Consider the following 13185-nt stretch of genomic DNA (forward strand, 5'->3'; position numbering starts at 1 on the left):
GCACAATCTGCTCAGTATCTCCGTCCTGGCCAATGACTGCATGACCGCCGATGCTTACGCCACGGCCTTTTTGGTCATGGGTTTGGAAAAAACCATTCCGCTGGCGCAGGAAAAGGGTTTAGAAATTTATGGCATTTCGGCGGGGGAAGGCGGAAAGTTTGAGGTGTATCAGTCGGCGGGATTTGGGGCGGAGGCGGTGGAGTGATTTATGAGAAATTGAAGGTTTGTATTTAGCAGCGATTTTAGAAAAGGTACCCTTTGAAAAATATGGCCAAAAAAATAGTGTATCAAAATCTGCCCTCATATGATGAATTGATTATACCAACTGTGAAAGCTCTCGTTGAATTGGGCGGTTCAGGAAGTATTGAAGAGATCAATTCAAAAGTTTATGAAATCGCTAAGTTGACCGAAGCCTCCTTACAAATTCCCCATAGCGAAGAAGGATCAGTTAGTGAGATTGACTACAGGCTTGCTTGGAGTAGAAGCTACCTAAAAAAGTTTGGGCTTCTTGAAAATTCATCCAGAGGTGTATGGGCATTATTGAAAGCGGATATAGATACCAGCAGGCTAGACTATGTTGAAATTGTCCGGAGTGTACGAGAACAGGATAGAAAAATTCAGAAAGAAGCAAATCTGACCAAAGCTATCAGCGAAATTAGAGAAGAGGTAAATGAAGACGTCGAAAATGAGGACGCGTGGAAAGAAAAGCTATTAGATATTCTATACACCATAACTCCTGATGCATTTGAACGACTCGCGCAGCGAATATTGAGAGAAAGTGGCTTTTCGCAGGTCGAGGTAACTGGAAAATCGGGAGACGGTGGAATTGATGGAAAGGGAATAGTTAGAATCAGCGGTTTACTGAGCTTCCACGTAATTTTCCAGTGCAAAAGATATCGAGGGACTGTTACGCCTAGTCAAATTCGTGATTTTAGAGGCGCAATGCAGGGGAGGGCAGATAAGGGGTTGTTTATCACTACGGGTACTTTTACGAAAGAGGCGATTAAAGAAGCAACGAGAGATGGGGCACCTCCAATTGATCTAATTGATGGTGAAGTGCTTTGTGAAAAACTGAAAGAGTTAAAGCTAGGAATTGCTACTGAGTTCGTCGAGCAGGTCAACGTTAAAAAGGAATGGTTTAATAACTTGTAAAAGTAACATATCAGGCAAATTACCCTGCAAGTAGCACCTCAGCCGGGACACCCAATCCCTGATAGAGACTTTTCATCATTTTTAAAGTGAGTGGTCTTTTCCCATTCAGAACCTCTGAAACCCGGTTTTCTCCCCCGAAATATTTCGCTACGTCTTTCTGCGAGAGATTCAGCATATCCATACGCTGCCGAATGGCTTCTATCGGATCGATCTTTTCGATGGGGTATTGCTTCTGCTCGTAAGCAATGGCAAGCAGCGTGACCGCCTCCAACAAATCCAGTGCCTTTTTCCGTAACGTTTCGTCCTCGATCAGATCGGCATCAATGAGGGAATCTATAGTTTCGGAAGCCCTGTCAAATTCCTCTTGATTTGTGATCGGAGAAATGGTGATACTTTCTAAATCAATGATTTGAGTTTTCATTCCAGTTTAGTCCTCATTAAATGGATTTGATATTTTCGATAGTGTCGTATTCTTTATGTGTTCCCAGGAATCTGACAAAGACAAGTTTCTTTCGGTACTCGTGTTTCGCAATCAGCCTATATTTGTTGTGGCCGATATTGAACACGATTCGGCCATTACCTACGATATCTGCGCTTTTAAATAGTGAAATTACTTCGTTTGGAGAATTGAATTCTCGTTCTTCGTTAACAGCGTACCAGGTCTTCAAGGATGCCTCGGAGTGAGGATACTTTATCCAAAAATTCCTTAAAGTACCCTTGGTGAATATTCTCGTAACCTGTCAAAGATAATTATAAATTCCCGTTTTGGGAAGAATAATGTGTAACAGGCGAAGTCAAAGTGGGGGCATGGACAACGTGCAGGCCTCTGAATCCTTGTTTCATTCGCTCCGTAGCGACTCCACCGGATTCATCAACGCTGCCTTTACTGACTGAAAACTTACCGTCAGCAGCGCAATGCCCACGGCCAGTCCACCTGCCAGGGCAAAGTACCACCACTCGATGTCAATTTTATAGGCAAAATCCGCCAGCCACGCTCTCATGGCGTACCAGGCGAGGGGACTGGCGATAATGATCGCGATGAGTACCAGCTTCAGAAAGTCTTTGGAAAGCAGCGCGACGATGCTGGCCACACTCGCGCCGAGTACTTTGCGGACGCCGATCTCCTTCGTGCGCTGCACGACGACGAATGAAATCAAACCGTACAGACCAAGGCAGCAGATCAGGATGGCAATTCCCGTGAATAAATTAATAAGCCGGGCCGTGAGGGTTTCGGTTTCGTAAAAGCGAGCCAGTTGCTCATCCAGAAACTGGTACTCGAAAACCTCGTCGGGAAAGGTTTTTTGCCAGGTTTCACGGATGCGTTCGAGCGTTCTTATCGGGTTATTTCCCGAAATTCGGATGCCTGCCAGTCGGTACGAATCGGCTTTGCTGGCGATGAAAATGGGTTCAATCTTTTCACGAAGTGATTTTTGGTGAAAATCAGCTACGACGCCCACAATGGACAGCGGAACCGGGGAAAGGTAGTATTGAAGTTTTTTGCCCAAAACCTCCTTCGGATTTTTGAAACCTAGTTTATGAAGTAGCGTTTCATTGATCAGATACTCGCGTATGGTGTCGCCGGGCGTGATGTTCCTGCCCGCCAGCAACTTCATGCCGTAGGTATCGAGATAGTCGGCGTCGGCCAGCCTCTCCCGAACGGGGAATTTCGACCATTCGGGGTTTCCATCGAACTTGAACGAACCGCCATAGCCTACGGAACTGGAAGGCGGCAGTACGGTCAGGCTCACCGACTGAATGTCGGCATAGGGCAAAAGTTGCTGTTTGAAAGCTTCCTGCCCGGATTTTTGGCCATAGGGCAGCGACACCAGCACGACATTGTCTTTCCTGAATCCTAAATCAGTTTGTTGAATGTACCGGATCTGATTCGCCACCACGAGTGCGCCTATAATCAAGGCCTGGCACACCGCAAACTGCGTGACTATAAGTAGGCGTCGGACGTTGAAGCTGTTCCAAACCGAGGTTGCCAGCGAACCGCGCAGCGCCAGATGCGGCGAAAAACCGGACAACACCAACGCCGGATAGCCACCCGCGAGCAGAATCGTAGCCAGCAATAGCAAACTCACAAAACCCATATTCGGTAGGTCGAGCCGCAAAGTCAAAGGTAGTTGTGCCCAATCGTTGAAAATCGGGAGCGCGAGGACAACCAGCAGCACCGCCAGCAAAGTAGCCGTTACCGCAATCAGCGTCGTTTCGAGCATAAACTGCCGGACTAACTGGCCGCGCGTACTGCCCAATGTTTTACGAATCCCTACTTCCTTGCCGCGCCGCAATGCCTGAGCCGTGGCGAGGTTGATAAAATTGATGCAGGCCGCCACAATTAGCAGCAGGCCGACTGTGCCCAGCGACCATAGCAAAGACGCCCGGATGCTATTCCCGCTTCGCGCCACATCGAAATGAACTTGGCGTAAAGGCTGCACGTGAAATTGAAAAATTGAAGCGTCGTGGCTGTAATGCTTTTTTGCCAAAGCCGGAAATGCTCGTTCAAGTTCCGGCCCAGCATTTGGTTCTTTCAAAGTGACATACAGCCTATTAGTGCTGTTGAGCCAGTACCAATCTGTCATATCGTATTCGGGATCAAGTTGCCGGAGCGTAGGTAGTGAGACGAACAAGTCCAGCGGCGTGTCGGTAGTTGGCGGCGGATCGGCAATCAGGCCCGTCACGGTGGCCCTAACCTTGTTGTTGAGAGTCAATGTTCGTCCCATCGGGTCGGCGGCACCGAAATACCTCTTGGCCTGGGATTTGGTCAAAACTATCCTGCCGGGTTCGCTGAGGGCTGTTTTTGGATTTCCGCTTAGCCAAGTGTAATCCATAATCTCGAACCATTCCGGCTCTGCCAGCCCTACGCCCTGCTTTTCCCGAAAGCGGCGCGGCGCGTTGTTTTCTGGTTGTTCTACCCCGACGGTCAGCTCGCGCAGCATCATCAAAAAAGCCGCCTGCTCCACCTGCGGGTACTCTGTGCGCAACGCCTCGGCCATCGGCATTGGTGCTTCAGGGTCGTATTCGATGGAACCATCTTCAAGGTGTACGTCCGTCACAATGCGAAAAATGCGCTCAAACTTGGCGTGGTGTCGGTCGGTGCTGAGGTGATGTTTTACAAATAAAAAAACTAACAACGCTCCCGCCATGCCTACCGCCAGACCTGTGACGTTCAACAATGTGTAGCTGCGCTGGGTGCGCAGGTTACGGAGGGCGATTTTGAAGTAGTTTTTTAGCATGAAATTCTTTTTTCTTGCTCGATGAATCCGGGGTACCGAATTGTTTAATGCAACGACAAGGTAAAAAGTACTTCTGAATGGGGGCAGTTAATAAATCTTAAAAAAACTACCCTACTCACTCCGCAGCGACTCCACCGGATTCATCAACGCCGCCTTCACTGACTGGTAACTCACCGTTAGCAGTGCGACGCCCACCGCCAGCCCACCCGCCAGGGCAAAGTACCACCACTCGATATCGATTTTATAAGCAAAGTCCGCCAGCCACTCGGTCAGGGCGTACCAGGCGAGAGGGCTGGCGATAATGATCGCGATAAGTACCAGCTTTAGGAAGTCTTTGGAGAGCAGCGCGACGATGCTGGCGACGGATGCGCCAAGTACCTTGCGGACGCCGATTTCTTTGGTGCGCTGGTTGGCGGCCATCCGCGCCAGTCCGAATAGGCCGATGCTGCAAATCAGGATGGATAAGACTGCCGCGTATTGAATGATCTGCTGCCAGCGGCGGTCGTTTTGGTAGAGATTGGCGTTATCGTCGCTCAGGAAGCTATACTGAAAAGCGTAGTCGCCAAACTGTTTCTGAAAAACGTCCTGCAATCGGGTGAGTGCCTGAACGCGCTGTCCTTTCGCGTACTTGATCCAGACCAACTCAGCCGATGTCAGGGTCATGACCTGCGGCTGAATTTTGTAGCGCAAAGAGCCGTAGTGGTAGTCTTTTACGACCCCGACGACGGTCAGTTTTCGGTTTTCGCCTATCCAGTTTTCGGTGAATTGTTTGCCGATGGGATCAGCCCATCCGGCGGCTTTGACAAAAGACTCATTTACGATGGCCGAGCGCGTGGGATCGGTTCCGAAGTCGGTTGAGAAATTACGTCCCGCCGTGAGTTGCAGGTCCAGAAGAGGAAGGTACTCGTAGTCAGCTCGGGTGTACACGTACTTTACCTCACGGTCACCGATGGTGATCGGGGATTCGCTCAGTACGGGCAGGCTGTTGTCGGTAGCCATCGCGACTTCGCCAAAAACCGGGTAGCGTTGTAGTTTTTGGCGAAATTGCGCGACCAGTTCAGCCCTATCGTTGCGCGGGGGTACTTTGACCCGGATGATGTTGGTCGGATCGTAGCCCAATTCCTTATGGGTCATGAAATTCATCTGGCGGAAGTACACCAGCGTGGCCGCGACCAGCCCAATCGCCAGCACAAATTGCGCGACCGTCAGCCCTTTCCCAAACCAGTTGCGGGTATTCAGTTGCCCACGGTTGTAAAGTACCTGCGTAGGATTGTACACCGAAAGTACCACCGCTGGGTACAGTCCGGTCGCCAGCACACAAGCCCCCAGCAGCCCAAATCCGCCCAAGATCAGAGAGCTATTGTCAAGAAATGAAAAAGACAATTCTTTGTCGGCCAGTTGGTTGAAGATTGGCAGGGCCACGGCGCAAAGTACACAGGCAAGTACCAAAGCCAGCAGACAAAGCAGGGTAGTTTCGGCCATGAACTGACCGATCACCTGCCGACGGCTGCTACCCACCACCTTGCGAATGCCGATTTCCTTAGCCCGCTTCATCGCTCCGGCCAGGCTAAGGTTGATGAAATTGACACAGGCCATGAGCAGAATCAAGCCAACAATACCAAGCAGTATATAGGAGTAAGTAAGCGTACTGCTGGTCGTCACGCCGGACTCGATGCCATCGCCTTGCTCAAGGTCCAAGCCAGCACGGTTCAGGTGTAGGTCAGCGATGGGCTGCAAGCCGAAACTGTACCTGGGATTTTGACCCTCATTTTTCTGCGCTTCTTGTAATTGTTCGCGGGCATTGGCCTGAAAAATGGAGACGAATTTATCCTCCGTTCGCTGCGGTTCGGCATCGGGATGGAGGAGCAGGAAGGTACTTAGGTACTGATTGAGCCAGTTAGTATCGTTGAATTTATCATTCAGCCATTGAAAAGGCAGTAGCAACTCAAACTGAATGGAAGAATTGGCGGGTAGTTTTTCGGTGACGCCCGTGATGACGAACGGTTCGAGATGGTCACCGTCCTCCACTTTTAAGAGCTCGCCAACTACCTCGGTTTTACCAAAAAACTTACGGGCGATTTCCTCGGTGATAACGATCGAATTTGGATTGGTCAGAGCCGATGACCAATCGCCGTGCAATAGCGGAAAAGTGAACAGGTTAGGAAAACTGGCATCGGCGAAAAGTCCTTGCAAACCCAGCGATTTTTCTTTGCCAATGACATTGAAATTAACCCCCAAAACTCGCGCGTAGTCCGTCACTTCCGGGATGGCCGCCTTGAAGGCCGGGCCTTGCACCTGCCCCGATGCGCCGAGGTACTTTTGCGCTCCTTCGCTATTGGTTACCGTAGTCGTCAGGCGGTAGAGTTGCGGAGCTTTGACATGAAACTGATCGTAACTGAGTTCATCGCGCACAAACAAAATCGCCAGCAACGCGCAAGCCATGCCAATCGCCAGGCCGCTCAGGTTGATGGCCGTGTAGGCACGTTCCCTCCACAGGTTGCGGAAGGCGATTTTGAGGTAGTTGGTAAGCATGCCACTTGGCATTCGGATATTCTGGATATGGATTTTGCAACATTGCTACAGGAGATAAGGACGGAACACTCGGCTTCCTCCTTATCCCGTCTTACTCACTCCGTAAACTCTCCACCGGATTCATCATCGCTGCCTTCACGCTCTGAAAACTCACCGTCAACAGCGCGATACCTACGGCCACCCCACCCGCCCCGGCGAAGACCCACCAACTTACATCCGTCTTGTAGGCAAAGTCCGCCAGCCACTCATTCATAAAGTACCAGGCGACGGGACTGGCGATGACGATAGCGATAAGTACTAGTTTCAGGAAGTCCTTAGAAAGTAGCGCGACGATGCTGGCTACCGTGGCACCAAGCACCTTGCGGATGCCGATCTCCTTGGTGCGTTGCTCGGTGGAGAGCGTGACCATGCCCAGCAAACCGACGCACGAAATCAGGACACTCAGGCCCGAGAAAATCAGGGTGAATTGCAGCGTCTTCGCGTCTTTCCGGTAAAGTTGATCGAACTCCTGATCCATGAAAGCGTAGGTGAAGGGTGTACCCGGAAAGCGTTCTTTGAAGGAGGACAGCACAATATCCAGGGCTTTCGTCGCCTGTCCCGGCTGGGTTTCAATCAGGAATGAGGCGCGGTTTGGGGCATTCGTTTGGATGACGACGGGAGCAATTTTCTCGTGCATATTCTGGTGGTAGAAATCCTTTACCACGCCAATAATTATGCCCTTGTCGAACCGTGTTCCCACCACGGGGGGCGTCAAGCCAAATCGCTTCAAGGCGGTTTCGTTCAAAACGGTATTGTCTTTGTCGGTACTTAATCGGGGATCGAACCAACGCCCCTCAACAAATTCAAATTTCATAATTTCGTTCAAGTCTTCGTCTGCCGCAAAATTTATGTATTGCGGATTAAAATCGGGCGCACGACCTTCCCAGTCGATTCCTCCTGAGGTAGTAAATCCATTGTCGACGATAGACTCCGTGTTCATGCGAACTACTTGACGGATAGCCGATCGGCTCTTCAACTCGTCTTTCAGGGATTGCAGCCGGGATTTTAATTTTTCACTGTTAGCCACAGACTCTTCAAAACTGGAAACTGCGATCCGCTCGTCCGGTACTTGCACTGTTATCAGCTGGCTGCGGTCGTAGCCATTGTGTTGCTGCTGCATGAAGGTAAATTGACGGTACACTACCACAGCACCTACAATCATCACCACAGCCATGCCGAACTGGCCGACGGTCAGAATTTTCTGAAAGGAGGAAGGCTTGATCTGTAAAAAACCAATTCCCTTGAACATGCTCAGCGGATTGATGGAGGAGATAAGCAAAGCCGGATAGACGCTGATCAATAACAGCATGACGATCCAGCATCCCAACAACAATGCCCCCGTGGAAAGATCCAGCGGATTGAACGTAAATGCTTGTTCCGTGAACGCGTTAAAAGCAGGCAGACTCGTAAAAACGATGACAACCGAGATCACCAAAGCCAGAAGACTAACCAAAACGCACTCGGCGATAATCTGCAAGAACAGTTGACTCCGGCTAGCTCCGGCGATTTTTCGCACACCGATCTCCCTGGAACGGATTCCCATGCGGGCGATCGCCAGATTTACATAATTGACGCAGGCAGCGGCCAGCAGCAGAAAGGCCAGCACCGCGAACACGTTTACCGTGCTGCGATCGCCGTGCGGAAAAGCCGAAACAGTGAAGTCATTCGCAAAATGAAGGCTCGGGAGTGGCAATAGCGAGGCGCTCAGCGTTCCCATCCAATCATCTTTCGGACGGTTGGCCTCATACAATCGGTTAATCTTGGCGGCAGTATTTTCCGGATTCGCTCCCGGCTGTAGTCTGACGAATGTCCGGTGAGTTTCGTAACGCCAGTTGTCCGCGTTTTGGCGCCGCTCTTCGGTGTTCAGCTGTGAAGCGATCGGCAATAGTACCTCAAACTGGAAACTAGAATGCACCGGATTGTCATCGATGACTCCCCGCACGGTGTAGTCCGTTGAATCTATCCGTATACTTTCCCCCATGACGTCCACCGTACCAAAAAGCTTTTTGGCTTTTGATTCTGTGAGAATGATGCTGTACGGGTGTTGATGAAAAGCAGTGGTGTCCCCCAACTGGAAGTTATAGCGAAACATCTTGAACCAATTGACGCTCACGTAAGCGATGTAATCTTCGGAAAAAACCCGGTCGTTCACCTTCAAGTTGATTTCATTCTTCCGCGAACGAGTCATCTGCGCCACTTCTTCCACTTCCGGAAAACTCTGCGTTATCTCTGCGGCCAGGGGGTAGGCGCTAGACTCCCAGATAGAACTTTCGTCGGTGTTGCTTCGCTGTTCGTTTTTTATCAGAAATATCCGCTCAGCAGCGGGTTGATCCCGGTCGAAGCGCAGCTCGTTCTGCACCCACAACAGGATCAACAGGGCAGCACCAATCGCTACGGACAGGCTGCCGATGTTGATCAGGCTGTACAGCTTCTGTTGGCGCAGATTACGCCAGGCGATCTTAAGGTAGTTCAGGAGCATAACTGTCTGTTGTTTAGAAATGAATTTTTGTCACTCGCTCCGCAGACTTTCCACTGGATTCATCAACGCCGCCTTTACACTCTGGAAACTCACTGTCAGCAGCGCGATGCCCACGGCCAGCCCACCCGCCAAGGCGAAGACCCACCACTCGATGTCGATTTTGTAGGCAAAGTCTGCCAGCCACTCGTTCATGGCGTACCAGGCGAGGGGCGACGCAATGACGATGGCGATAAGCACCAGTTTCAGAAAATCCTTAGAAAGCAGCGCGACAATACTGGTTACGCTGGCACCCAGCACCTTGCGGACACCGATTTCCTTGGTGCGCTGCTCAGTCGTGTAGGTAGTGAGGCCAAATAGCCCGAGACAGGCAATGAAAATGGCCAGCAGAGAAGCGGCCGTGAAAACCTTTCCATACTGCTGTTCGCTTTCGTACTGCCGATTGTACTGCTCATCGACGAAGAAAAATTCAAAGGGATTGCCGGGGTAGCTCTTTTTATAGAGGGCCTCCAACTCGCCTATTTTGCGCTGAATATTATCCGTGCTGAGGTTTACGGTCAGGTACCCCACCGAGCGGCGGGGCATGAAGACGATGGGGTCGATGACCTGTTTCAAGCCCTGATGGTGGTAGTCTTTTACAACGCCCACAATCTCATAGGGCTGTCCCCAATTGATGATTTGTCCAGCCGCTGCTTCGGGCGAAGCAAAGCCAAACTGACGAGCGGCTTTTTCATTGATCATGAGTTTGGCACTCTTCTCCCAGCCCAGTTCCGCCTCCCGAGGCGTGAAATTCCGTCCGGCCGCCAGTGCTATGCCATAGGTAGCCAGGTACCGATCGTCCACGATCCCCATCGAATACGTTTTGCGGGCGTCTTCGGGCGAAGCATTCTGACGGGTAATTCTATTGGCCGAAAAATTGTAATAACCGCCCGGTACGATGCCCGTCTGGCAAAAATTCTTGACGTAGGGCAATTGGGCAAGATCGTTTTCCAGTGCTGCCGTACGGTCGGCAAAAGAGCCTTCGCCCACTTCCGGGCTTTTGATGACCATACGCTGGTCGAGTTCCATGCCGAGGTTTTCGTTTTGCATATAGCGCAGCTGCTGGTACAACACCAGCGTCCCCGCCACCAAAGCGATCGAAGCACTGAACTGCGCCACCACGAGCGACTTCCGTAGAAAACCGCCCCGTCCGGTTGGCAGCACTCCTTTCAAAGTCTCGACGGGTTGAAAGGAGATAAGCGTGAAAGCCACGTAGCCACCCGAAACCAGCGCACCCACCACGAGCAGCAGCAATCCTAACGACAACACACTGGCACCGAGCGTGGTCAGTGACAATTCTTTTTGCACAAAGCCATTGAATGCTTCCTGCAAAGAAGCGACCATCCCCAGGGCCAAGGCAAAACCCAACAGATTCAAGACCAGCGATTCGCCCAGAAACTGCCCGGCCAGTTGTTTCGATCCCGCTCCGACGACCTTACGGACGCCCACTTCTTTGGCCCGTTTCAGAGCCCCCGCTGTGGACAGGTTGACGTAATTGAACCAGGCAATCAGCAAAATCAGCACCGCAATGCAGCTCAGCAGATAGACGAAACTCAGGCTACCGCTGGTGCGGTATACCTCATTCAGTGACTCTGCCAGGTGCAAATTCTTGGCGGGTTGCAAAACGAACAGGCTTTGGTCCTCTGGATTCAGGCTCTTTTTCAGTGCGTTGAACTTATCCGCCATCGCCGCGAAGTCCGCCGGGACACCGGGACTTTCCTCGGGCAATTGCAGAAAAGTAATCACGTAAGAGCCATCGAAGCTATCCAACCTAGCCCAATCATTGCCGTTGAGGTTGGCGGGGTTCGCCAGGGTTTGCAACGCAAAAATCGCCTCGAATTGCAGGTCTGAATTAGGCGGCATATCGGCATAGACCGCCGTGACGGTGTAGATCGTTTTGCCAAATTGATTGTTGAGGGTGAGTACTTTTCCGACCGACTTGACGGTGTCGAAGTACTTACGGGATTGCGATTCCGATAAAGCGACCGTATTAGGCTGGGTGAGAGCCGAGGTGGCCGTACCCTGCACAAGCGGGAAAGTAAAAAGCGTAAAAAAACTGGCATCGGCGTAGGCCAACTCACTTTCCCGAAAGGATTGCAGCGGCTTATTTTCTTTCGGGTCGGTGATGGTCACGATACCATTGGCAGAGTGTTCCGCGACGCGGCAATACTCCTGCACTTCGGGAAATTCCTGCTTGGCCAGTGGGGCTACCGCCGGTTCCATATCCACCCAAACATCGCCCTTGGGCGTTTGCTTCACGACCCGGTAGAGAGAGGAAATATTTTGGTGAAACGTATTATAGCTCCGCTCAAAACTAACGTATTCAAGGATCAGCAAAAAAGCTGTAATCCCCATCGCTAGGCCGACGATGTTGACCAAAGAATGCACCTTATTGCGCAACAAATTCCGCCAGGCGATTTTGAAATAGTTCTGGATCATAAAGCTTTACTGTCTGGATATTTCTTTCATACTTAGATTCTTGTCACCGGTTACGACCAGGTAAAGTCGAGCCGATTTGTCCGTGGCATTGTCAACCAAAGCCGCCGATCCCGCCGCGAAGCGCACGGTTTTCCCTTCGCCGGGCCGGAAGGTTCCCAACACCACCGACTGCCCGGTAGCGGGCTGTTCGCTCACGGTCACCGGGACTTGCCCGGTATTCTTTAATTGCACCGTAAATGCTCCGTTCTGATTCCCACCTAACCGGAACTGCTTGCCGGGCTGTACCGTAAGGTCGGATTTGAGTGTGCTGCAAGCGGAGAGCAGGGTCAATGTTATGTAAAGCAGGTAGCGTTTCATATTAAATATGCACCTTCTCCGTCACCACCTTCCCATCAAATAGATTCACCGTCCGGTGCGCAAAACCCGCGTCGTAGGGGGAGTGCGTCACCATGATGATGGTCGTGCCGGCCTCGTTAAGTTGCTTCAGAAGGTTCATCACTTCCTCGCCGTTTTTGGAGTCGAGGTTACCCGTCGGCTCATCCGCCAGGATAATCTTGGGCGTGGCCACCACGGCGCGGGCAATGGCCGTGCGCTGCTGCTGACCACCGGAGAGTTGCTGCGGAAAGTGGTTGCGGCGGTGCATCATGCTCATACGTTCGAGGGCCGCTTCCACACGCTGCTTGCGCTCGTCAGGGGGCGTATTGAGGTAGAGCAAGGGTAGTTCCACATTCTCATACACGGTGAGTTCGTCGATCAGGTTAAAACTCTGAAACACGAATCCAATGTTACCCTTGCGGATTTGCGCCCGTTGCCGCTCCGACATATCGGCCACCTCGGTTTCGTAAAATTCGTAGGAGCCTTCGCTGGGGTTATCCAGCAAGCCGAGGATGTTCAGCAGGGTTGATTTGCCGCAGCCCGAAGGCCCCATGATGGCTACGAATTCGCCATCCTTGATTGCAAGGTCGATACCGTTGAGGGCGGTGGTCTCCACTTCTTCAGTGGAGAAAACTTTTTGGAGGTTTTTAATATCAAGCATTTTTTGTTGGTTGGTTTAGCGGTTTATTGTTTCTCGCAAAGGCGCTAAGTTTGTTTCGCTCAGACTTTGCGACTTAGCGAGATTAAAATTCTAAGACTTCGTTGTCGCCGAAGTTTTCGTACGAACTGGTAATGACTTTCTCACCTGTCTGCAAGCCCTCGAGTACTTCATAAAATTCAGGATTTTTCCGGCCCAAAGTAATGTTGCGCTTCGTGGCACGGTTGCCTTCTTTTTCT

The 13185-nt window shown here is 51.2% G+C and carries 10 protein-coding genes and 1 pseudogene; 2 read left to right on the forward strand and 9 right to left on the reverse strand.

Annotated features, from left to right (window positions below; genetic code table 11):
- The coding region (locus ACEW8P_RS12910; protein ID WP_373513490.1) for an FAD:protein FMN transferase at window positions 1–205 on the forward strand (205 nt) is incomplete at its 5' end.
- Window positions 206–267: 62 nt separating this feature from the next.
- The gene (locus ACEW8P_RS12915; RefSeq protein WP_373513491.1) at window positions 268–1152 is read left to right on the forward strand and encodes a restriction endonuclease; all 885 of its coding nucleotides are present in this window, start codon (window positions 268–270) and stop codon (window positions 1150–1152) included.
- Window positions 1153–1171: 19 nt separating this feature from the next.
- On the opposite strand, the gene ACEW8P_RS12920 is transcribed toward ACEW8P_RS12915, so the two are convergent.
- The 9 genes and pseudogenes from ACEW8P_RS12920 to ACEW8P_RS12960 all read right to left on the reverse strand — a co-directional run.
- Window positions 1172–1573, reverse strand: a complete 402-nt coding sequence (locus tag ACEW8P_RS12920; RefSeq protein ID WP_373513492.1) for a type II toxin-antitoxin system HigA family antitoxin — start codon at window positions 1571–1573, stop codon at window positions 1172–1174.
- A 16-nt stretch (window positions 1574–1589) separates the two neighbouring features.
- Entirely contained in the window at window positions 1590–1820 is a 231-nt protein-coding gene (locus tag ACEW8P_RS12925; protein ID WP_373513493.1) for a type II toxin-antitoxin system HigB family toxin, read from the reverse strand.
- A gap of 171 nt (window positions 1821–1991) precedes the next feature.
- Window positions 1992–4388 (reverse strand): ABC transporter permease, encoded by a 2397-nt coding sequence (locus tag ACEW8P_RS12930; RefSeq protein ID WP_373513494.1) that lies wholly within the window; start codon window positions 4386–4388, stop codon window positions 1992–1994.
- Between the two features lie 111 nt (window positions 4389–4499).
- Complete coding sequence (locus ACEW8P_RS12935; protein WP_373513495.1) at window positions 4500–6920, reverse strand: ABC transporter permease; 2421 nt, start codon at window positions 6918–6920, stop codon at window positions 4500–4502.
- Between the two features lie 91 nt (window positions 6921–7011).
- The gene (locus ACEW8P_RS12940) at window positions 7012–9438 is read right to left on the reverse strand and encodes an ABC transporter permease (RefSeq protein ID WP_373513496.1); all 2427 of its coding nucleotides are present in this window, start codon (window positions 9436–9438) and stop codon (window positions 7012–7014) included.
- A gap of 30 nt (window positions 9439–9468) precedes the next feature.
- Complete coding sequence (locus ACEW8P_RS12945) at window positions 9469–11913, reverse strand: ABC transporter permease (RefSeq protein WP_373513497.1); 2445 nt, start codon at window positions 11911–11913, stop codon at window positions 9469–9471.
- Window positions 11914–11919: 6 nt separating this feature from the next.
- Complete coding sequence (locus ACEW8P_RS12950) at window positions 11920–12270, reverse strand: hypothetical protein (RefSeq protein ID WP_373513498.1); 351 nt, start codon at window positions 12268–12270, stop codon at window positions 11920–11922.
- 1 nt (window position 12271) lies between these two features.
- The gene (locus ACEW8P_RS12955; RefSeq protein ID WP_373513499.1) at window positions 12272–12949 is read right to left on the reverse strand and encodes an ABC transporter ATP-binding protein; all 678 of its coding nucleotides are present in this window, start codon (window positions 12947–12949) and stop codon (window positions 12272–12274) included.
- An 82-nt stretch (window positions 12950–13031) separates the two neighbouring features.
- Window positions 13032–13185, reverse strand: a pseudogene (locus ACEW8P_RS12960) (efflux transporter periplasmic adaptor subunit); the annotation flags it as partial.

The sequence above is a fragment of the Persicitalea sp. genome (assembly GCF_041751555.1).
In the GTDB taxonomy this organism is placed as follows: domain Bacteria; phylum Bacteroidota; class Bacteroidia; order Cytophagales; family Spirosomataceae; genus Persicitalea.